The 18,084-nt window shown below is 39.3% G+C and carries 34 protein-coding genes; 13 read left to right on the top strand and 21 right to left on the bottom strand.

The window, feature by feature from the left end; genetic code table 11:
• Positions 1-8 precede the first annotated feature (8 nt).
• The 20 genes from MMO42_RS00600 to MMO42_RS00505 form a co-directional block, all read right to left on the bottom strand.
• Positions 9-1,547: a terminase gene (locus MMO42_RS00600; RefSeq protein ID WP_241318742.1), complete on the bottom strand. Its 1,539-nt coding sequence runs from the start codon at positions 1,545-1,547 to the stop codon at positions 9-11.
• 4 nt (positions 1,548-1,551) lie between these two features.
• The gene (locus tag MMO42_RS00595; RefSeq protein ID WP_241318741.1) at positions 1,552-2,106 is read right to left on the bottom strand and encodes a terminase small subunit; all 555 of its coding nucleotides are present in this window, start codon (positions 2,104-2,106) and stop codon (positions 1,552-1,554) included.
• Positions 2,107-2,148: 42 nt separating this feature from the next.
• Entirely contained in the window at positions 2,149-2,376 is a 228-nt protein-coding gene (locus MMO42_RS00590) for a hypothetical protein (protein ID WP_241318740.1), read from the bottom strand.
• A gap of 1 nt (position 2,377) precedes the next feature.
• Positions 2,378-2,866, bottom strand: a complete 489-nt coding sequence (locus MMO42_RS00585) for a hypothetical protein (RefSeq protein WP_241318739.1) — start codon at positions 2,864-2,866, stop codon at positions 2,378-2,380.
• A 12-nt stretch (positions 2,867-2,878) separates the two neighbouring features.
• Positions 2,879-3,070, bottom strand: a complete 192-nt coding sequence (locus MMO42_RS00580) for a hypothetical protein (protein ID WP_241318738.1) — start codon at positions 3,068-3,070, stop codon at positions 2,879-2,881.
• The gene (locus MMO42_RS00575) at positions 3,070-3,345 is read right to left on the bottom strand and encodes a hypothetical protein (RefSeq protein ID WP_241318737.1); all 276 of its coding nucleotides are present in this window, start codon (positions 3,343-3,345) and stop codon (positions 3,070-3,072) included. The genes MMO42_RS00580 and MMO42_RS00575 overlap by 1 nt, the downstream gene beginning before the upstream one ends.
• Positions 3,338-3,493 carry a hypothetical protein gene (locus MMO42_RS00570; protein ID WP_241318736.1) on the bottom strand — a complete coding sequence of 52 codons (156 nt, stop codon included), beginning with the start codon at positions 3,491-3,493 and terminating at the stop codon, positions 3,338-3,340. Before MMO42_RS00570 ends, MMO42_RS00575 begins: the two co-directional genes overlap by 8 nt.
• 79 nt (positions 3,494-3,572) lie before the next feature.
• Positions 3,573-3,863 carry a hypothetical protein gene (locus MMO42_RS00565; RefSeq protein WP_241318735.1) on the bottom strand — a complete coding sequence of 97 codons (291 nt, stop codon included), beginning with the start codon at positions 3,861-3,863 and terminating at the stop codon, positions 3,573-3,575.
• A 159-nt stretch (positions 3,864-4,022) separates the two neighbouring features.
• Positions 4,023-4,457, bottom strand: a complete 435-nt coding sequence (locus tag MMO42_RS00560) for a hypothetical protein (RefSeq protein WP_241318734.1) — start codon at positions 4,455-4,457, stop codon at positions 4,023-4,025.
• 9 nt (positions 4,458-4,466) lie between these two features.
• Complete coding sequence (locus MMO42_RS00555) at positions 4,467-4,895, bottom strand: VRR-NUC domain-containing protein (protein WP_241318733.1); 429 nt, start codon at positions 4,893-4,895, stop codon at positions 4,467-4,469.
• 59 nt (positions 4,896-4,954) lie between these two features.
• Complete coding sequence (locus tag MMO42_RS00550) at positions 4,955-5,506, bottom strand: hypothetical protein (RefSeq protein WP_241318732.1); 552 nt, start codon at positions 5,504-5,506, stop codon at positions 4,955-4,957.
• Positions 5,506-5,721 (bottom strand): hypothetical protein, encoded by a 216-nt coding sequence (locus tag MMO42_RS00545; protein WP_241318731.1) that lies wholly within the window; start codon positions 5,719-5,721, stop codon positions 5,506-5,508. The genes MMO42_RS00550 and MMO42_RS00545 overlap by 1 nt, the downstream gene beginning before the upstream one ends.
• Positions 5,714-6,079: an HNH endonuclease signature motif containing protein gene (locus MMO42_RS00540; RefSeq protein ID WP_241318730.1), complete on the bottom strand. Its 366-nt coding sequence runs from the start codon at positions 6,077-6,079 to the stop codon at positions 5,714-5,716. The genes MMO42_RS00545 and MMO42_RS00540 overlap by 8 nt, the downstream gene beginning before the upstream one ends.
• The gene (locus tag MMO42_RS00535; protein WP_241318729.1) at positions 6,076-6,483 is read right to left on the bottom strand and encodes a hypothetical protein; all 408 of its coding nucleotides are present in this window, start codon (positions 6,481-6,483) and stop codon (positions 6,076-6,078) included. Before MMO42_RS00535 ends, MMO42_RS00540 begins: the two co-directional genes overlap by 4 nt.
• Positions 6,480-7,301 (bottom strand): DNA adenine methylase, encoded by an 822-nt coding sequence (locus tag MMO42_RS00530; protein WP_241318728.1) that lies wholly within the window; start codon positions 7,299-7,301, stop codon positions 6,480-6,482. Before MMO42_RS00530 ends, MMO42_RS00535 begins: the two co-directional genes overlap by 4 nt.
• Positions 7,298-8,665, bottom strand: coding sequence for a replicative DNA helicase (locus MMO42_RS00525; protein ID WP_241318727.1), 1,368 nt, complete (start codon positions 8,663-8,665; stop codon positions 7,298-7,300). Before MMO42_RS00525 ends, MMO42_RS00530 begins: the two co-directional genes overlap by 4 nt.
• Entirely contained in the window at positions 8,662-9,474 is an 813-nt protein-coding gene (locus tag MMO42_RS00520; protein WP_241318726.1) for a replication protein, read from the bottom strand. Before MMO42_RS00520 ends, MMO42_RS00525 begins: the two co-directional genes overlap by 4 nt.
• On the bottom strand, positions 9,474-9,629 hold the full coding sequence (locus MMO42_RS00515; RefSeq protein ID WP_241318725.1) for a hypothetical protein: 156 nt from the start codon (positions 9,627-9,629) through the stop codon (positions 9,474-9,476). Before MMO42_RS00515 ends, MMO42_RS00520 begins: the two co-directional genes overlap by 1 nt.
• Positions 9,630-9,671: 42 nt before the next feature.
• The gene (locus MMO42_RS00510) at positions 9,672-9,947 is read right to left on the bottom strand and encodes a hypothetical protein (protein ID WP_241318724.1); all 276 of its coding nucleotides are present in this window, start codon (positions 9,945-9,947) and stop codon (positions 9,672-9,674) included.
• 10 nt (positions 9,948-9,957) lie between these two features.
• Entirely contained in the window at positions 9,958-10,143 is a 186-nt protein-coding gene (locus MMO42_RS00505) for a Cro/CI family transcriptional regulator (RefSeq protein WP_241318723.1), read from the bottom strand.
• 77 nt (positions 10,144-10,220) lie between these two features.
• On the opposite strand from MMO42_RS00505, the gene MMO42_RS00500 reads away from it, so the two are divergent.
• The 13 genes from MMO42_RS00500 (at position 10,221) to MMO42_RS00440 (ending at position 16,939) form a co-directional block, all read left to right on the top strand.
• A complete protein-coding gene (locus MMO42_RS00500; RefSeq protein WP_241318722.1) occupies positions 10,221-10,901 on the top strand; it encodes an XRE family transcriptional regulator in 681 nt (226 codons plus the stop codon).
• A gap of 56 nt (positions 10,902-10,957) precedes the next feature.
• Positions 10,958-11,446, top strand: coding sequence for a hypothetical protein (locus MMO42_RS00495; protein ID WP_241318721.1), 489 nt, complete (start codon positions 10,958-10,960; stop codon positions 11,444-11,446).
• On the top strand, positions 11,443-12,153 hold the full coding sequence (locus MMO42_RS00490; protein ID WP_241318720.1) for a hypothetical protein: 711 nt from the start codon (positions 11,443-11,445) through the stop codon (positions 12,151-12,153). Before MMO42_RS00495 ends, MMO42_RS00490 begins: the two co-directional genes overlap by 4 nt.
• A 200-nt stretch (positions 12,154-12,353) precedes the next feature.
• Positions 12,354-12,638, top strand: coding sequence for a hypothetical protein (locus MMO42_RS00485; RefSeq protein ID WP_241318719.1), 285 nt, complete (start codon positions 12,354-12,356; stop codon positions 12,636-12,638).
• The gene (locus tag MMO42_RS00480) at positions 12,631-12,816 is read left to right on the top strand and encodes a hypothetical protein (RefSeq protein WP_241318718.1); all 186 of its coding nucleotides are present in this window, start codon (positions 12,631-12,633) and stop codon (positions 12,814-12,816) included. The genes MMO42_RS00485 and MMO42_RS00480 overlap by 8 nt, the downstream gene beginning before the upstream one ends.
• Before the next feature lies 1 nt (position 12,817).
• Positions 12,818-13,576 (top strand): hypothetical protein, encoded by a 759-nt coding sequence (locus MMO42_RS00475; protein WP_241318717.1) that lies wholly within the window; start codon positions 12,818-12,820, stop codon positions 13,574-13,576.
• The gene (locus MMO42_RS00470) at positions 13,573-14,172 is read left to right on the top strand and encodes a hypothetical protein (protein ID WP_241318716.1); all 600 of its coding nucleotides are present in this window, start codon (positions 13,573-13,575) and stop codon (positions 14,170-14,172) included. Before MMO42_RS00475 ends, MMO42_RS00470 begins: the two co-directional genes overlap by 4 nt.
• Positions 14,169-14,351: a hypothetical protein gene (locus tag MMO42_RS00465; protein WP_159725051.1), complete on the top strand. Its 183-nt coding sequence runs from the start codon at positions 14,169-14,171 to the stop codon at positions 14,349-14,351. The genes MMO42_RS00470 and MMO42_RS00465 overlap by 4 nt, the downstream gene beginning before the upstream one ends.
• Before the next feature lie 9 nt (positions 14,352-14,360).
• Complete coding sequence (locus MMO42_RS00460) at positions 14,361-15,287, top strand: recombinase RecT (protein WP_241318715.1); 927 nt, start codon at positions 14,361-14,363, stop codon at positions 15,285-15,287.
• A 1-nt stretch (position 15,288) separates the two neighbouring features.
• A complete protein-coding gene (locus MMO42_RS00455; protein ID WP_241318714.1) occupies positions 15,289-16,056 on the top strand; it encodes a hypothetical protein in 768 nt (255 codons plus the stop codon).
• Positions 16,053-16,340: a hypothetical protein gene (locus MMO42_RS00450; RefSeq protein WP_241318713.1), complete on the top strand. Its 288-nt coding sequence runs from the start codon at positions 16,053-16,055 to the stop codon at positions 16,338-16,340. The genes MMO42_RS00455 and MMO42_RS00450 overlap by 4 nt, the downstream gene beginning before the upstream one ends.
• Complete coding sequence (locus MMO42_RS00445; protein ID WP_241318712.1) at positions 16,337-16,663, top strand: hypothetical protein; 327 nt, start codon at positions 16,337-16,339, stop codon at positions 16,661-16,663. Before MMO42_RS00450 ends, MMO42_RS00445 begins: the two co-directional genes overlap by 4 nt.
• Positions 16,664-16,666: 3 nt before the next feature.
• Positions 16,667-16,939 (top strand): pyocin activator PrtN family protein, encoded by a 273-nt coding sequence (locus tag MMO42_RS00440; RefSeq protein ID WP_241318711.1) that lies wholly within the window; start codon positions 16,667-16,669, stop codon positions 16,937-16,939.
• Here MMO42_RS00440 and MMO42_RS00435 read toward each other — a convergent pair.
• Positions 16,923-18,074, bottom strand: coding sequence for a tyrosine-type recombinase/integrase (locus MMO42_RS00435; protein ID WP_241318710.1), 1,152 nt, complete (start codon positions 18,072-18,074; stop codon positions 16,923-16,925). The two genes, MMO42_RS00440 and MMO42_RS00435, sit on opposite strands and share 17 nt — an antisense overlap.
• Between the last annotated feature and the right edge of the window lie 10 nt (positions 18,075-18,084).

The following is an 18,084-nucleotide window of genomic DNA, read 5'->3' as shown; positions in this document are numbered from 1 at the left end:
TTGAATTTTTACCAGCGATGCGCTGTAGGGATTACTTGAACTTTTGGTGGTTTTTTTATTACGCCGATTTGCTCACGGATTTGGGCAAACTGACGGAATGCATCTGCAGATTCTGAATTGCCATCCGACTTCACTGGCTCACTTGTGTAAGTTTGTGCATGTGAATTGAATTTCCTTGTGTAGTTCTCAAGATGTCTTAACCCTTCTTTGCAGCGGTCAACATCAAACCAGACATCATTCATCAAGGCATCACGTGTTTTATTGATACCATGGAGTAATTCAGAAACACGGGGAACAATATCAACATCGGTTAACCCGAGATTCTTGAGCATTTGTTGTGGAGATAGATTTTGACTTTCGCCTTGACGAGCATGAGCGCCATCATGTGGTAGATAGTGTTTGCCCCACAAATATCCCTTGCTTTGCATTAGCTTCACAAAGTATTCGTATGGCTCGCCCCATCCTTCTTCAAAATCAATAAATAGATCTTGCATACCAACGCGCTGATGAAACCAAATGGCAGTACCATCTGAGTTGCCAATGTCCCAAAATGTATTTACAGGAACATCTGTGCGAATTGGTAGAGAGCAAATACGCTGCTCTTTACGAACCTTAATGAATTGTTCTGTGTACCAGCATCCCTCTTTTGACTTCTTAAACGCCTCTTCTGGAGTGGATGGATATTCCTGCCACATCAGCTCAGATGAACCTTGAAAGTCGTTGTCACGCGTTGCTATGTACCAATTACGCTGAGATACACCAATAGTGTCACCGCTTTCTTGCTCGATTCGGTCAAAATACCCATGCTCTTTAGATGTGATGTGAACATTCGCATCAAGAGAATATTCTGTTGCTCCCTGCCATGGATAGAAGTGGAATCTAAAATCCTTCTTACTTAATTCAGTTCCTGAAGCCTTCTTATTTCGTGCTGTTTCGCACATATTGAAGAACGCACCTTCATCACCTTCTGCTGTAGATTCAATTACAACAATTCCATTGGTTGAGACAGCAGGAATTGAACCTGTCAAAACCTCTTTAGCTTTATCCGGATACTTTGCACAGATTTTACCGAACTCAGAAACATGCAAATATTGCAATGTTCCTGAACGCATTGATGTTCCAACTGTGATAGAGCTATTGTTGTGAGCAAATAACAACTCACTTGCACTATCACGCGCTAAAGGGAATTTAAACTTGATTTCTGGTGGTAAATTGTCATAAGCGAACTTAACTTTATCTCGGAAAAGCTTGTCTGCTGCATACTTGTCTTGTGCAATCATCCCAGCACGAGTATCACCCTTACCAAATAAACAACAATCCAAATAATAGATTGCAATCATGGTGGTAAAACCTAACTGACGAGCTTTTAGGATAATATTTCGGTACCACAAATTCTCAATGAAATTGATTTGATGCTCATTTGGAATGAAAGGAGCTTTTAACCCTTCTGTCTCGTCATCACCCTTAATTAGGATTTGATATAAAAAACCACTTGTAAGACGCCACCATGGATCAGACAAGTTTTTTTCTAGCTCATCCGATGTCATAGTTCTATCCTTTTGGTTTTAAGGTATTTCCGCTTGCACGCTCTAACAGTTCTTTAAGAGGGTCTGCCAAGTCATGCTCAATCTTCTCTCTAAATGCACCCACGGCAATATGTTTACCAAGAAGTTCAAGATTTTTTACCTTATCAGGCCATTTGATCTTTTTGAGCCAGCCTGTCTGTGACTTATCATCACCACGCCCTTCAAACTCTTCTGTGTTTTCAATGTTTGAAACATACTGGCGCCAGATAGGAGGCCAATCGCCGATTGGCTTAAGGCAATAGTTATCATCCATGATGTCTAGGACATCCATCTTGTCGATTTCAACAAGACGCTTGAGCACATAATCCGCATCAACATCAACACGATTTAAGCGCTGTGTATTGAGATATGCGATTCGCTCTTGAACTTCTTCACGTTGCAGCACTTCCCATGCATATTGGCGGGTTTTGAAATCTACTGCTTCACCTGCTGCTTGCGGGCTTAGTGTTTTTAAATATTCGTGGCAGAACTCTTCATGACGTAGATTTTTTAAAGGTTCTGCGCCTTTGATTTGTTCCATATTTACCTCATTAAAAAACCGCCACTTTGGCGGTTTGATCTACTATCCAAAAGCTTTTCTTGCTTCTTCTTCATTGTCATAAAATCTACAACCCCAATAAACAGGGTTATCTCGCACAATGTTTAAGTATTTCATATCCCATTCTTTATTCTGGAGTGCACTTTTCACAGCATCGACAAAACTTACTGCATCAACCCCATCAACAAATTGAGCTGGCTGATGCTCTCCTGTGGCTGCGTAACCTTCCAGCCATACTTGGTATGATTTCACTTTAATTCTCCAACGCATAAATCAAATCATCAGGCGTTTCTAAGTAACACCCTTGTTTCAAACAAAATGCATGTATGTCGTTTAAGTATTCAGTGAACTGGGCAATTGATGCGTCAGTCGTTGAAGTCAGCATTGCAACGCTATCAGCCAACTGCTGATAAAGCGGATGTTGTTCAGCCCTTAACTGCCTCACCGCATCATAAGTCTTGCGATACTCACCAACGTCATCACGGTAATAAATACGTGAAAGCAGAGTTCGTTTAAAAAAATTATGTTCATAATCTTTTTCTGTGCCTTGTCTTTTCGCCCACTGTGATAACCATTTCCAATAGAGTCGGTTTTGAGCTTTTGACCTATCACCGTCAAATGACTTAATCGTCACAACCAAAGGCTTATTCTCAAAATTAGCCTGTGTGTAATTGGTATGAAGGTACGACATTGTTTTAGTGATGTCTGAATGATCTTTGATTGTGAATGTCGCTGGATTCATACTGACCTCAAACTATTTTTTCACGACTATGTACCCATGTTTTAAAAACGTTTGAACAATGTCATTAACAGCAATTTCTTTGATGAAGCCTTGAACGTCTTTGCATACAAATTGAATATCAGCTTTCAGTTCTTCATATTCTTCTGTTTTACCCATGTGGAGCCAACTGACTTCATGTAAGGCTTTAGCTTTCTTCTTGCCCATCAAAACACCTCATCATTATTAATATTCAACATCCTTTTAGTCTTTTTTAACCACCCATTAAACAAAGCTTCTGATTCTTGTCTTGTGCCTAGTTTGAACGCATCGAATGCAGAATGGCAGGGATAACACAAGGGCACTGTAAACTCGTCACTGGCTTTAATACCTCTGCCTTTGCCATGCTTGCTTAAATTACTGTGAGCTGCTTGCGAAGGACTAGAGCCACATCTAACGCATGGTAGCCTTCTAATCTCAGCTAATCGCTTTGCATCACGCATCTAGGTGCTGATCAATAAGTTCATTAATCTTCTGAACTCGATAACTTAGTGCTTCTTTTACATCTTGTGGGATACGTGGATCGAACTGCATACCACGCATGAAATTAGCAACTGATTCAAGCTGCCCTAGTAATTCTTCATTATCCATTGTTTACACCTTTCAAATTCTGTTTGATGTTTGAGATCTGATTATCAATAGCTCTGATTCGCTTCGATTGTGTCCATACTCATTCAACTTTTTCATATGTCAGTTCAAAGATGTCTGGTTTGCAAGGATAGATTTCATCTTTGATTCCCTTAATGATGTAATCTCCAATTTCACCACGCATCAATCCTTCCAGAGTTTTAATTTCGATATATGTTTCTTGAGTTGGATTGCGAAACTTACCCATATTGTGAGTGATAACAATTCCGTTGGTGACTGCATCATGAAACCAATCATTGCAATTGCCTTGAGGCCAGTTCACGCCCAATCGGAAAGCTTCAATAACCACAGGCTTTTTCATATAGTGAGGCATTGGATGCTCCAATAAAAAAGCCCCACCGAAGCAGGGCATAAAGAGGAAACTTTAGACAACAAAAAAGCCCACCTTTCGATGAGCTTTTAAATACTTAGTGAATTACTATAACTTCATCCACTATAACAGAAATATGCCACATTCTGGTCGACCAGTCAATTACTGTATTTTTAATCTTTTATCATAGCCATTGAGGTGGAATCGAGCACAGTTAATCATCATGTGCGTCATTTGTTTTGATTGATTTGTGATGTCTGCAACCGCTGATAATGATCTGTTTTCAACCTTATGTTTGATCAAACACATTAGTGCAAACTTCACAGTGTAATCACCCTTGCTCAAGATGCTGCGTAACAAAGCTTGAACTTGATCAGCTTCATAGTCATCAATCTGACAACGAATATAAGATTTGCTCTTTGGCATCTCTTTGCCTGCTTCACGCATCAACCAGTAGATTTGATTGATATGCAAACCATCAGGTAAATCACCGCCTTTCATGCGCACAGTTTCACACCAAGCGCCGAACTGCTCCAACCATCCGTCAATTGTATATTTTGTCCAGTCCATTACTGGTGTAGCTACTGCCGCATTCATGCCGTCACCTCAAATACATAAATATTTTTTAATTTCTTGTATTGCTTCGTCCGCCCCAAAGCAGACTTTGCATAAATAACCTTGCTCTTCTAATCGTTGCATCATTAATCTTTGGCTTGGCTGCAACTTACCTGCTTTCGATTTGAGTTCGATCCATAAGCCGTGGACCAATCCATTTGGAACAATCAGTTGTAAATCTGGTACACCTGCTTTCACACCCATCTTCTTGAGTTTTGACGCTTCAATCACATTACGTGAGCCACCATTGGGGATATGAAATAAATAATCACTCAATCGACCATCTTTGAACTTCACATGATGCGCCCATGACATAAGAGTGATTTGCTCTTGATCTTCTGTCGGCACCTTGTGAACGCGTTTAGAACGCGCCACAGGTTTTGATCTACTTCTTTGAGCCTCTTTGAAAGTTGTGTTCATATCAGCTCCAAATTCCAATTAACGCCAAGAATGCTGCAAATAATAAGAACGCTTGAAAGTCAGTCATTAGGTCCACCCTTGAGCGCCTGCTCTTTCACCGAGGTAAGTGAATTGATTGCAGTTTCTCTATCGCACCATTCATCACCCTGTAGATAAATAGACTTTCCTCCATTCGTCCAATATCCACCAACCTCGTAATATTCAGGTTTTTTCTCGAATCCATGCCACTGCCCTTGAGTATCACGAGCTTTAAAGAATATTTTGAATCCTGCGTCTTTATCCCATCTTTCTGACTGCAATGTTGCCTCTAATAAATCCACCCGCTTTTGCAGATCATCCTTTTGAAGTTGTAACTCTGCCATCTTCTCTGACGCTTTCTTAGCTACAACCTTCTTATTGAACAGTTCCTTAGCATAAAGTTGAGTAAGCTCATCCACCTCGGTCTGGCGGTGATTCCAAGCAACATCAAACATATGTTGTGATAGTGGGATTTGATGGTCGATCTTCTCTAAGAAAGCGGCTACACGCTTACCTTCACCACCTTCATGCAAGCATTTAGACCATTCATCTTTGTAGCTTTGGAGTGCTGTTTTAAATAATTCACTTCTCATCACTTCACCTGCTTATAAACTGGGATTTGCTGAAAATCACATCTAGCCCAAAATCTTGTCTTGGCACCTTTATTTTCAAAAACATGGTTTTTCTTTTGCTTTTCACAGACAGATTGAGTGGCATACTGCAATTGATAAGTAGCTGGACCGCCTTTCTGATAGTCATATTCGAAATAGCCAACTGTTAAAATCCAAACTGTTACGAACTCAATCATTGATTGCCACCTGCTCAAAATGAAAGACAATCTGGCTAGTAGTTTCCTGAACTTGACCAAACATTAAAGCTAGACGGTAATTAGCCACGTAATCACGTAACTTTCGATTTGAATCTTCTAGCTGTTTGCGCCAGAACTCCAATGTGAATGAGTGCTTGTTCTTGTTGCAGATAGCACAGGCAGGCATAAGGTTCTCAATCACATCATGTTCAGGATTCATACAAGTACCATCGCCATTTCTACGGATCGGAATTAAATGATCAGCTTGCCAATTCTCCCCAAGTAACTCACCGCAGTAAGAACACATGCCACCAAACTTCATTTTTATATCTGCTCTTTGAGCTTTGGTTAATTTCATCGCCCTTCTCCGTCACGCTTGGTCATGTTCTTATTACTCATTCTTATTGCCGCCTTTGAACGATTACATTCCACACAACTATTCGTTGATACAAACTTTTTCGTGCTACCACAGCTCTTACATTTGCATCCTGTGTAATGAATCAACCCTTTTGATCTTGCCTCTGCTCTAGCTTTCACAAATGGATTAGCCTTTTGAGCTTTTGCGATAGCAACTGAGTTCGACATAACTTGTCGCATTGCATCTTGAGGTGACTTGCTTTTGTCTCGGTTGTTGAAATTCTTGCTTAGTGCGCCTTCACCATGAACTAGCGCTTTAATCTGATTACCCTCAGCTAACCACTGTTCAACCTGTGCGCTGTAATCTGGCTTGATGTACATGTTTGGTGATATTGGTTTGTTCATACCACTTCTCCAAATAGGTCTTGTTGTGTTTCAGCCTGCGGATTAATCCAAAGAACTTCTTCTCTTTGCGCTGACCCTGCCTGCCCAGATCCTGTTGTAGACTTCACTATTTTCTTCCAATTCAGAGATTCATAAATTGGATGCTCATAACCACACAAAATCACTTTGCCCTTGCAATCTTTTAAAACTGAAATCAATTGTTCATGATCAGCATTGGTCATCTCATGTCGGTATGCTTTACCACCCATTGTTCTTGTTTCATGTACATAAGGGGGATCTACAAAGAAAAGAGTGTTTTCTCTGTCATGGTCTTGGATTACTTTGATTGCATCTCTGTTCTCAATTAAAACTTTCTTTAATCGTGCAGCAGCTTGAAGAATTACTTCTGGTTGACGTTGCCAGATGGTCACAATGTCACTTCCGCCTCGAGCTGTATCTAAACGAAAACCTGTATTCCCCCTTGTTGCTCCTGCACTGCCAAATCCCATTTGTGCGCGCACTACTAAACGACGTGCCAATTCAACTTTGTCATTTGTTTCAGCTCGAGCATTTAAGAACTCTTCACGAGCATAGGGTGTTAGCTCGATCTGTTTTGCCAATTCTTCTGCAAGCTGCTGATCTCTTAGCACTTCAAAGAAATTAACTACTTCACTATCAAGATCGTTATAGACTTCCATTCGGCTTGGCAATTTGCTCAACAGCACAGACGCACCACCACCAAACGGCTCAACATATGTTTCATGCTTTGGAAAGTGAGAGATAATCCAATCTGACAATCTAAACTTTCCACCGTGATATCTGATTAGAGGATGTTTCACGCTGCACCTCCAACGCCTAACGCCTCGTAATACTCAGGACTTAGGTCTGCAAATGTTGATCTTGCCAAATCAGTTGCTAATCGAACTGTTCCGATTGAGCCATTACGCGCTTTACCAATAATGATTTCTGCGGTACCAGCCTCTTTAGAATCCTTGTTGTAAACTTCATCGCGGTAAATAAACATGATGATGTCTGCATCCTGTTCGAGATCGCCTGACTCTTTTAAATCAGCGTTCACAGGGCGCTTGTTTGGACGGTTTTCAAGGTTTCTATTCAACTGTGCTAGTGCGAATACAGGACAATCAAAATCACGCGCTATGCGCTTTAAATCACCTGATATTTCTCCGATGTCTTTATCGCCACGACCAAAGTTGTTTTTGGTAAGTGGTGTGACCTTCTGGACGTAATCAACAAAGATTGCCCCGACTTTTCCGTATTGAGCTTGAAGCTTGCGGGCAGATCGGCGAATTGAAGCCGTCGTTGAACGGGCACTGTCGTCAATCATCAAAGGCGCTTTCTCGATTAAGCGTGAAGCACGATCAATTTTCCCTACATCATGGCTTTGTGCTTTACCTGATAGAACTTTGCTTAATTCAATTTGACCAAGGCCACTAATCAAACGCTGTGCAATCTGCATCCCTGACATTTCGATTGAAACGAACAACACTGGTAGTGATTGATTGATCATCATGTCAGTTGCTAGGTTTTGAGCGAATGTTGTTTTACCCATTGATGGACGAGCACCTATAAGAACTAAATCACCTTTCGACACTTCGCCTAGCTTATTATCCAGTTCAATAAATCCAGTCTTCACACCACCGTAATACGGCTTGTTCTCATGGATTGCTTGATGACGGGTAAGGAACTCAGTCACTGCTGCTTTAGAGAATTCATGGGCGTGTTTAAGTGTGTTTTGAACTGCACCCGACTCTAGACCATTTGTAAGCTGCTGAACCTTCTGAATTGCTGTTTCAGCGTCATAGCTCACAATATCCACTGCAATTGTGTTGATGTGTTTTGACAGGTCTTGAATCTTCCGACGCACTGAGAACTCTTTGAGTTTCTTCAGGTGTGTATTGAGCAAAGTTGTATTGCTCACTCGGTTCATCAAATTGACAATGAACTGCTCGTCTATCTCTTTGGCTTCAAGTGAGTTCGCTTTGATTAATTCAAAGATCGTAACCTCATCAAATGCCTCACCCTTCGCTTGTTGAGCTTTGACATGAGCAAAAATGATTTGGTGCTTGCCAGCATAGAAATCAGACACATCCAACTCAGATATAATCTCATCAGCAGCCTGATCGATTGTCATAAGCGTTGACAGGATGCTTTGCTCAACGGGAATAGAAAATAATTCAATCATGCTTCCATCCCCTTAAATTGCTTAGCAACACCTTTGAACTGGCTTTGCTGTGGTTGTTCAGGGATGGCTTGTTGAGTTTGTTCCTGGTATTCAGAAAGATTCACATTGGCCAACCAAGCCGCATTGAACCCTTTCCAGTCACGATCAATACAGATCTTCAAAACTGTGTTGATATGGACATCAGTTTTATTGAATTGGTTTTCAAAAGTTGAAAATGCAGTTTGTGTGTTTGATGCTTTTTTGGTTTTACGTACGATCAACCAATCTTTGATGAGTTGTTCATCAGCACCAAGGTTTTTTAGTGCTACTGCAAAACTGAATTTTTCCTGCTTTTCAGTATTAGTATTTTCTTTTTTCTTTCTTTCTTTATATAAGTACGGTTTTTCCGTACAAACAGTGTCCGCTTTATCCGTACTAACTGTGTACGGTTTTTTAGTACATAACAACTCTGTACGGTTATTTAGTACATGTACGGATTTTTCGTACAAAGATAGAGTGAGAAAAAAAGTGTTTACATGGGTGCTTCGATCAACAGAAATGATCTTTAATTGTTCAAGTTCTCGGATTGCATCAATGACAGTTTCACGACGTTTGATACCAGTGATTTCCTGAAATACAGATGATGCAATTGGATAGCTTTCACGCTGATAGCCATGTGTGCAGCGAATGATTACATCAAGGCATTTGTAAGCATTTGCGCTTACATTGCGCATGATATCATCAAACACAACATTGGGCTTCTTGGTGTAATTATCTTCCACAGGTGCTACCCGCTTTATAAATTGGTCGAAATCAATACCTACGTTCATCACCCACCCCACGCATGCAAAGCCAACTCAGCTTTAGCCTTAGCCAAAGCAGTTGCATTTTTGAGTGTTCGATGAAGCGTGTAAGCCTCAACCGCTTTCTGGAATAAACTAATCTTCCGATTTAGTTCAATGTCTGCTAATATTTGATAGTTCACTTGGTTTACTCCTGATTGAACAATGAAGCCTGATCTAGTACATCAGGCTTTTTCTTTGTCTAAATCCCTTTGATTTCCTTCCAATCCCTCAGCAAAAATTACTTCTGTTGAGAGATCCCGCAACAAAGCGCCTAATCCCAAGCGCTCAAATGATTTTGCTTGTAAATTAAGTACATGCCACTCACCTGCTATTTCCTTCTCTAGGAGATAAGCAAGATATTGAGCAAGGTCTTTACCTTTAATTTCAGCCAGAACTTTTGCTCGTTCATGGTTTTCAGGAGATAAACGCACATGCGTCGATTTTTTTTCGAGACTCATTTGAGTTTCCTTAAGCTGTTGCTGTAGTTCGTTTTAGTGGTTCTTTGCCACCAGCTAGGTCTCTGATCTGATACTCGCGTGCTAATGGGATTTTTTTTTCTGGCCACTGATAAATGGCTGAAGGTGCAATCCCTAACAATCCAGCGAGTTCAACACCATTTACACCAAGCAATTTGAATGCTTCTTGTTTGGTCATTTCTCTCATCTCAAAAATAAGATTTCTTAGTATTAAAACAAAGATAACTTATTTTTGCAACATGTAAGATAACTTATATGAAAAAACTTGAAACAATGGGTCAGCGTATTCGCGCCCTAAGACGTGAAAAGAACTTAACTCAAGGCGATTTAGCGAAAATCGTTGGAGTTAGTGCGCCTAATGTGACGGGATGGGAAAAGGATGCTTATGCGCCTAAAGCCGATCCATTAAGTAAAATGGCATCTTATTTTGGGGTATCTACTTCTTACATTACACATGGTGATGAGAGCGGTCCTCAACTTGACAATAACGTTGTTCCAGTTAGCACCAAACTCATTCCTGTGCTTTCTTGGGTGCAAGCTGGTGCTATGACTTCTGTAGAAGCAATTGATCCAAACAAGATTAATGAATGGCTACCACCCTTAAGTGCAGATGATCCAGATGGGTGTTTTTACCTAAGAGTAGTTGGAGTGAGTAACTTCCCAACTTATATGGAAGGTGATTACATTTTAGTAAACCCAAACTTTCAAGTTAGCGACCTACTGTCAGAAGATCTGATTGTTGTTCGAAATAATTCTGATGCAACTTTCAAGAAACTTGTTATTGAAAGTGATGAACGCAAATATTTACAAGCACTTAACCCTAACTTCAATCCAAATATAATTGAATTTGAAGATGGTATGGAGCTTGTGGGGCTTGTTATTGATGCATTTAGGCCGCTCGGTGGATCTCGACCAAAGCGTATTAGAAAAAGTTAATAAAAACTGTGAACCCGACACAGGACTTAAGAAAAGATCAGCTAGGGAGACTTAATATGGGGGAAAATAGAAATTATGGAGATATTTCAAGCTGTAGCCATCTTTTAGCTATGCCAAAATATTTTGAAGAATCTATTGTAATGACAACGGATTTTAAGGGTGGTGATAAGAGCTCTTTTTCAGGCTCACCTCTGATTGATTGTGACTCAAATGAAAGCATTGTTGGGATGAGTTTGTTTTTCAGAACCCATAGAACCCCCATTTCTCAAAAACATAGTCTTGGTCTGGTTGTGAGAGAAGGCCGTAATTTGATATTCCTCTATGATTTATGTATCTACCCAAATCAACAGAAATCTCACATGGATAGAAAGGCCCGGAAGACTTTTTATGGGTCACATATTCACATTTTAGGTGAAGTAAAATCTGCAAATTTAGATTATGATTCTATAACATGGCAAGATTGCTTGGAGATATTTGCAAGAGACACCAATATCACACTTGAGTCCAACAAAATCTTAGGGCCTTTTGATGGAGAATTGATATGAGCAGTAAATTATCAGAGATTGTTTTGAATTCTTTTATTCAAAGAATATCAGATGAGGGAAATTCATGTGGATTCTCATTGCCATTTATTTTTGAAAATGGTTCTCCAGCAGTTGTTTATGCTCACAAAACCACTAAAAATAAAATAATTCTTAATGATCATGGACTTAACATAAGATTTTTCCATGAAAGTATTGGCATTAATGATTTTAATACAGAAGATAAAGTTAAGGATTTTGTCTCACTATATGACAATATTTTTATTCAGAATGGCAGTCTTATTGCAGAATCGACCATAGATGATCTCGACTTCACAATGCTTGATTACACTGACGTCATTAAAAAAATGATAAGTTTTAAGTATAAGTCCAAAGAACATAAAGCTATTGATGAAATACTTGAAAAGATTAAAAAAACATTAGAACTTAAGTTTTCAAATATTATTGTGCACCCTGAACTTATAGGTAGATCAGGAGGTAAATATAAATTTAATTTTTCACATGGAAACACTTATGTTGACTTCGTTGAACCTGAAAAGAACAAAACAAATAGTTTGCTCAGAAAAATGATTGATACACAAACACCAGACGCTGAAATTAAATTTAATGTAATTATTGATGATATGGAAAATGATAAATACAAAACTGAACAATCAATAATTTCCGAATATGCTCATGTACAAAGATTGAGTAAATTTTTAAAAATATAGTGAAAGTAAGTTCTACCTAACCCACCCCAGCGGTGGGTTTTCTTTTGCCTATTAAAACAAAAAAATAAGTTTTCTTAAGAATAAATAAGATTTCTTATTGACAATAAAACTAAGTTTTCTTATATTTATCTCATACAGACATTAAAAAGCTCCGAATGATCTTGGCAGACACGGAGCTTTCTCTCAAAGAGGATTTAAGTATGAACATAAAAACGAACGTAGTCAACGAAGAGCATCAAGCCTTCATAGCCAAGTGCATTAAGCGCCAGAACACTAAGAAGTTCACCACAATTAAAACTGTGGCTATCCAATCTTTTGCATTGCTTGCTGTACTGGTGATGTGCATTTCATTCATTGGTTTGGTGCTTCACATTGCAGCTTATTACCAAACCAAACAAGAACTAGAAACCCAAGCCCTAATCCAACAATTAGAAAAAGGCGAAGTCATTGAAATGACTGCTCGTGTTGGTGGTCAGCATGAGTGATGCAGTAGCAGCTATTGAACGCTTTGAGAAGTGGTTCAAAGAAAGCGGCAAAGGCACTTGCAAGAATCCGAATTATGGACCAGTGCCAACAAAATCAAATGCACGAATTAAACAAACTTTACCTTCTTGGTACGTCGCTAATCCGATCTACCCTGCTGGTCGTTATCAAGGTGATTGAGATGAATAACTACAAACTCATTAATACTCATACCAATGAGATTATCAAGGCTCTTAATGACCTTGGATATGTTTGGACTCCAAAGAAGTTTGATGAACAGGACTGCTTGCTAAAAGCGCATTGGATTCTAGCTGAACAGTCAGGTGCAATTACATATTCAAGTGGCACGATGATTGATTATCCGATTGATTTCCAAGAACTCACCCTCCCTCAGCTTCGCGACCTTGTTGTTTTGCATCGTAATGATGTGAAGGATGCGAATTACACATACTCAGGAAAACCAGTATTAAAGCTAGCGACTCAAGACTACAAGATTTGGAACAACTTGGATAAGTGCTGGGCAGAACATTTAGGTTCTCAAACTGATTTGCGTCGAGGTATTAAACCAATCCAACCAGAACCAGAACAAGGCCTGATTAGCAGGGCTGAGGCAAAGCTGGCTTGGGCTAAGGGTGAGGATGTTCAGTTGGAATGTCACGATGGGACTTTTCACACAATCACTCACAACTTAAGTTTGAGTATTTTTGATGATGAAAAAGTTAAATTTCGCCTCAAGCCCCGCACCATAAAGCTTGAGCTAGAGATTCCTGCGCCTTTTGAGCCGAATCATGGAGAAGAAGCTTGGTGTTTAGATGGTCATATGATTAAAGGCTACAAAAAGGTAATTTTTGATGACTTCGATTTGGGTCTAGGTTTTTGGCACACCGAAGAAGAAATCAAGCAAGTTGTTGCAGCTTGGCGTGGAGGGATTAAGGGATGAGTTTACCAACTTTAGAAAGCTTCTTAAAAGATGTAGCTACGCATGAATTAACCGTGAATTTAGATCAAGGAATGTTTAGAGATTTAACTGTAAGCAAGCCAAATTCTAGCTGTTATCACTACAACATCACAACTCGTGCAGGCTACTTGATCATTACTGGCGATATGGGAACTTATGTTTTCAAGCGCTCAATAGATATGTTTGGTTTTTTCCGAGATGAAAACTCTGATTATGAAATTAATCCATATTACTGGGCAGAAAAACTAGAGGCAGGTGAATTTGAAAAATATTCTCCTGATGCTGCAAGAAAAGCTTTGAACTTCCATTTTGAAAACTGGAAAGAATGCTCTTATGCCTCAGAAGAGAAGATCAAAGAGGAAAAGGAATCTCTGGACTGGATTGATACTGATGACTACTTCGAGTTTATGGAAGCAGTTAGAAATTGGTCACCTAGTAAAAATGGTGTTCAGTTAGATGACTTTTGGGAGAGCAATCTTAATGAATATACCTACCACTACATTTGGTGTCTCTATGCAATTGTTCACGCCATCAAGCTTTATGACGCATATAAGGCTGAGCAAGGAGAGAATCAATGAACGCTCAAGCATACATCAAAGAGTTGTCACAGAAAGACTTCAACTCACTTGAACAAGTAGTCGAGTTCGCTTTTCAGTTCAATGTGATCAGCTCTCAAGAATACCGTGAATGGCAAGAGACTATCAGAAATGTCGAAGCCAAAAAAACAGAACAACTTTTAAAAGTTTTAGCAGCTTAGGAGAAGGTTATGAATGCGCCAGTGAAAACAGAGAATCAGGTTGCAAACAATGAGCCTGTTTCTATCAAACAATATGTAAGTGATCAAAAGATCCGTCAAAAGTTTGAAGAAATCTTAGGTAAAAAAACTCAAGGTTTTTTAGCTTCGGTGATGCAAGTTGCCAATCAAGCACACCTTAAAAATGCGGTACCTGCAACAGTGGTGAATGCTGCAATGATGGCAGCAACGCTTGATTTACCAATCAATAGCAACTTGGGTTTTGCATACATCGTACCCTACAAACGCAAGTTTAAAGATGGTCAAGGACGTTGGCAGGAAAGCAATGAAGCGCAATTCCAAATGGGATACAAAGGCTTTATTCAATTAGCTCAACGGTCAGGACAATTTGCTCGTATTGCTGCAACACCAGTTTATCAAGGGCAATTGGTTTCAGCTAATCCCCTACTTGGGTATGAGTTTGACTGGACCATTCCGAATGCAGGTGATGCGATTGGTTATGTTGCTTTCTTTAAATTACTAAATGGCTTCACTGCTGAGCTTTACATGAGTAAAGAAGATGTGTTGAAGCATGCAGGAAAATACAGCCAATCATTCAAATATGGTGGTGTTTGGAAAGATAACTTTGAAGCCATGGCACTTAAAACTGTGACAAAGCTTTTGTTATCAAAGCAAGCACCTTTGTCAATTGAAATGCAAACAGCTCAACTTGCAGATCAAGCGATTGTCCACGATGTGGCTACAAATGACTTTGAATACATTGATCATCAGGAGAGTGTTGCTGAGCTTGCAGCTCCTACCCAATCACTTGATCAAGAGCAGTTCACGAAATTGATTGCTTCGATTCAAAGTGGTGATTTAGACAAGGCTTTTGTTTTGAGTGGTGAGGCTGGATATACGCTCACCCCTGAACAACAACAAGAATTAGCAGGTGCATGAAATGTTAAAAGTACATCCTCATGCATTGCATGAAATTATGGGTGAACCAAAGCAGATTGACCCTGCTTTGATCACTCCTGATGTTGAAATCATCTTGAAGCGCACTAAACGCACAGAAGAAGAAAAGACGCTAATTCAGCATCTTAAAGATCACACTTTATCTGAAGGTGCAAAGTCAGCTGTAGAGCGTTGGGTTGTAGAGAAGAACTTTGGATTTAAAGACTTTCAAGGTAACAAATACACTGAGAAAGGCTTAACTCTTGAAGATCACGCAATCAAAGCAGTTCAAATGAATAGCCTATTTACCATGGGCCAATTCATAGGAATGCAGAAGAATGAAGAAACTCTTGAAAATGAATTTTTAATTGGAACACCTGACATCATAAATGTTGACCATGGCCGTGACACAAAGTGTTCATGGTCAGGTGTACAGCATCCATTCACACTAAGACGGGCTGAAAAGAAAGCACGTGAAAATGGCTATGAATGGCAGATGCGTGCATATATGCAACTGACTGATAAACCAATGTGGGCAATTGATTATGTCCTATTGCCTACCCCTGAAAACCTTATCAATGGTGAAGATCAAAGAGAGCAACAAGTCACTTTGGTCAATCTCGTTCCACTTGAACAACGCATTACAACAGTTTGGATCCATAGAGATTTCAAACTTGAAGAACTAATCAAAATTAAATGCTCACTTGCTCAGACTTATGCCAAAGAAGTTGAGCGTGAAATCTTGGGCAAGAAAGGAGTAAAGGCAGCATGAATATTGAAAAAGAACGCGAGGCTTTTGAGCAGAGGTTTCAGCACTTAGATTTAGATTTTGTTGAAGATTTGGGTTATTGCGAATCAGAAACACAATACGCATGGGCTGCATGGTGTGCAGCAACAAAGCGTGCTGACGAAAAGCTTGAAGGCTGCGTGGTGGTGCCTGTTGAGCCGACATATGCGATGTATCAGGCATATGAAAAGCATTCAGTTGCTCCAATGTCAACGCTTAGCAAAACTGGATACAAGGCAATGGTAGAAGCAGCAAGGGGCGGAAAATGAATATTTTAGATAAATTCTATGTTGTAGAAATGCCTGATCATAGTAAATGGGCTATTCCTATTCGTATCATTGCTGAAGATCGTGCTAAGTACTTTGCAGAAGCTGATGAGATATCTTTTGAAGAAAGCTTGAACAACGACACAGCTTCTCTATTTGCAAGTGATGATTATGAGATTCACGACTGGGCTGCAAATAACATGAACTGGGTAGACATCAAAAATCATGCAATTAAAGTGCAGCAATCAGATATTGATTATGACGATGGCTGGGCTAATGGAGACTATGAGGTAGTTGAAGAAGCAAAAGCGGATGCGGAGGGGTGAAAAATGGGTGTACCTGCATTTTCTACAGAAGACTATTTGTTTATGAAATACAGATCAATTGTGGTTAAACTAGATGTTCTTTGCTCAGACTACTACCCTCATCTTCAAAAAAAAGTGATAAATGAAAAGGCAAGTAAACAAGACTTCCCTTTCCCTTGCTTCAAATTAGATGGCAGTCAGAAATCACCTTGGTTTGTTCATCTTAATGAGTTCGCCATAGCTTTAGATAAGCGGCATGAATTAGCACTAAAAGATTTTTCTACGCTTCACCGATGAGGCGTAGAACATCATTTATATTTAAAACATCTTTTCGCTTTTTTACAGAAACATATATCTGTAAGCATTTCCATGATTCATGCAAACTAACTTGTTGTAGCTGAGGAATTGTGAATCCTTGCTCAGCTAGCCTTGTGCATGCCTCATGTCTTAGATCATGAAATTTAAGATCTTCTATTCCTAAAATTTTACATGCATCCCTAAACTCTGATGCAATTGTCCTGAGGCTAACTGGGAAAAGGTATTCTTCACTATATCCTAACCTCAACATACGATTTCTATATTCTGGTCTCAGAGCTAAATCTATAATTTTTTTACATGGTTCAAGCACATTAAACTCTTTGTTATTACCCTTTGAGCCTTTAGGGCTTTTTAGATCTCTAACTAACCAAGACTCATTGTGAGTATCATAGTCCGAAAGTTTAATTCGACATATTTCAGATTCTCGTCTACATGAAAATATCGCAAACCACATAATCAAATGCATGGGATAAGAGTTTCCCCGTTCACGTTTATTCCATTTTTCTACAAAAAACTTTGTCAATTTCAGCAATTCTTTTTGTGTTGGAAGCCTATCCCTTGAATCACCTATAACCAACTGTCGTGTTTTTCTCATTTGAGCCGACACTCTATCAAACGTATTTAGATCTACTGGCACATTCCACATTACAGATGCATGTACAAGAACACTTCTAATATTTAGAAGCTCAGTTTGAATTGAGCTTGGCTTGTTTGGAAAATAACCCAAAGCATCACACCCATTCCTTCTTAACTTCACATGACCCGCAATATGATCAGAAGTTATATTCATCAACTTACACTTAGCAATAGGGAATTTTTTAATTCTTTTTAAGCCTGCCATTTTAACTTTGCTATAAGCCCCACCAACATCATCCATGTACTTATCTATGGCTTGGACTAATGTGAATTCATTTACATGAGCATTTTTATTCAATAATATTGCAGGATTCTGTTCTATTTCTGCTTCTCTTTTTGTGAGCCAGTTTTTTGCAACTTTCTTGGATGAGAATGTTTTACTTTCCTTGTAAGAAGGTAAGCCTTGACGATTTATCCTAATCTCAGCACGAAACTTTAAAGTTCCATTTGAAAGCTGTCTCTGAGTAACTGTGCCCATATATTTACAC

Source organism: Acinetobacter sp. ANC 3882 (assembly GCF_022549545.1).
In the GTDB taxonomy this organism is placed as follows: Bacteria; Pseudomonadota; Gammaproteobacteria; order Pseudomonadales; family Moraxellaceae; genus Acinetobacter.
Note: the sequence above shows the minus strand (reverse complement) of the source record. Positions and strands in the feature narration are given on the sequence as shown.

Coding starts and splice junctions, on each gene's coding strand:
- MMO42_RS00500 (WP_241318722.1), top strand. CDS start 10,221: ATGAAAAAACTTGAAACAATGGGTCAGCGTATTCGCGCCCTAAGACGT.
- MMO42_RS00565 (WP_241318735.1), bottom strand. CDS start 3,863: ATGCCTCACTATATGAAAAAGCCTGTGGTTATTGAAGCTTTCCGATTG.
- MMO42_RS00485 (WP_241318719.1), top strand. CDS start 12,354: ATGAACATAAAAACGAACGTAGTCAACGAAGAGCATCAAGCCTTCATA.
- MMO42_RS00465 (WP_159725051.1), top strand. CDS start 14,169: ATGAACGCTCAAGCATACATCAAAGAGTTGTCACAGAAAGACTTCAAC.
- MMO42_RS00480 (WP_241318718.1), top strand. CDS start 12,631: ATGAGTGATGCAGTAGCAGCTATTGAACGCTTTGAGAAGTGGTTCAAA.
- MMO42_RS00585 (WP_241318739.1), bottom strand. CDS start 2,866: ATGAATCCAGCGACATTCACAATCAAAGATCATTCAGACATCACTAAA.
- MMO42_RS00450 (WP_241318713.1), top strand. CDS start 16,053: ATGAATATTGAAAAAGAACGCGAGGCTTTTGAGCAGAGGTTTCAGCAC.
- MMO42_RS00460 (WP_241318715.1), top strand. CDS start 14,361: ATGAATGCGCCAGTGAAAACAGAGAATCAGGTTGCAAACAATGAGCCT.
- MMO42_RS00535 (WP_241318729.1), bottom strand. CDS start 6,483: ATGAACAAACCAATATCACCAAACATGTACATCAAGCCAGATTACAGC.
- MMO42_RS00580 (WP_241318738.1), bottom strand. CDS start 3,070: ATGGGCAAGAAGAAAGCTAAAGCCTTACATGAAGTCAGTTGGCTCCAC.
- MMO42_RS00540 (WP_241318730.1), bottom strand. CDS start 6,079: ATGAAATTAACCAAAGCTCAAAGAGCAGATATAAAAATGAAGTTTGGT.
- MMO42_RS00520 (WP_241318726.1), bottom strand. CDS start 9,474: ATGAACGTAGGTATTGATTTCGACCAATTTATAAAGCGGGTAGCACCT.
- MMO42_RS00555 (WP_241318733.1), bottom strand. CDS start 4,895: ATGAACACAACTTTCAAAGAGGCTCAAAGAAGTAGATCAAAACCTGTG.
- MMO42_RS00550 (WP_241318732.1), bottom strand. CDS start 5,506: ATGAGAAGTGAATTATTTAAAACAGCACTCCAAAGCTACAAAGATGAA.
- MMO42_RS00435 (WP_241318710.1), bottom strand. CDS start 18,074: ATGGGCACAGTTACTCAGAGACAGCTTTCAAATGGAACTTTAAAGTTT.
- MMO42_RS00455 (WP_241318714.1), top strand. CDS start 15,289: ATGTTAAAAGTACATCCTCATGCATTGCATGAAATTATGGGTGAACCA.
- MMO42_RS00575 (WP_241318737.1), bottom strand. CDS start 3,345: ATGCGTGATGCAAAGCGATTAGCTGAGATTAGAAGGCTACCATGCGTT.
- MMO42_RS00505 (WP_241318723.1), bottom strand. CDS start 10,143: ATGACCAAACAAGAAGCATTCAAATTGCTTGGTGTAAATGGTGTTGAA.
- MMO42_RS00445 (WP_241318712.1), top strand. CDS start 16,337: ATGAATATTTTAGATAAATTCTATGTTGTAGAAATGCCTGATCATAGT.
- MMO42_RS00560 (WP_241318734.1), bottom strand. CDS start 4,457: ATGAATGCGGCAGTAGCTACACCAGTAATGGACTGGACAAAATATACA.
- MMO42_RS00440 (WP_241318711.1), top strand. CDS start 16,667: ATGGGTGTACCTGCATTTTCTACAGAAGACTATTTGTTTATGAAATAC.
- MMO42_RS00495 (WP_241318721.1), top strand. CDS start 10,958: ATGGGGGAAAATAGAAATTATGGAGATATTTCAAGCTGTAGCCATCTT.
- MMO42_RS00470 (WP_241318716.1), top strand. CDS start 13,573: ATGAGTTTACCAACTTTAGAAAGCTTCTTAAAAGATGTAGCTACGCAT.
- MMO42_RS00570 (WP_241318736.1), bottom strand. CDS start 3,493: ATGGATAATGAAGAATTACTAGGGCAGCTTGAATCAGTTGCTAATTTC.
- MMO42_RS00490 (WP_241318720.1), top strand. CDS start 11,443: ATGAGCAGTAAATTATCAGAGATTGTTTTGAATTCTTTTATTCAAAGA.
- MMO42_RS00600 (WP_241318742.1), bottom strand. CDS start 1,547: ATGACATCGGATGAGCTAGAAAAAAACTTGTCTGATCCATGGTGGCGT.
- MMO42_RS00510 (WP_241318724.1), bottom strand. CDS start 9,947: ATGAGTCTCGAAAAAAAATCGACGCATGTGCGTTTATCTCCTGAAAAC.
- MMO42_RS00475 (WP_241318717.1), top strand. CDS start 12,818: ATGAATAACTACAAACTCATTAATACTCATACCAATGAGATTATCAAG.
- MMO42_RS00545 (WP_241318731.1), bottom strand. CDS start 5,721: ATGATTGAGTTCGTAACAGTTTGGATTTTAACAGTTGGCTATTTCGAA.
- MMO42_RS00595 (WP_241318741.1), bottom strand. CDS start 2,106: ATGGAACAAATCAAAGGCGCAGAACCTTTAAAAAATCTACGTCATGAA.
- MMO42_RS00525 (WP_241318727.1), bottom strand. CDS start 8,665: ATGATTGAATTATTTTCTATTCCCGTTGAGCAAAGCATCCTGTCAACG.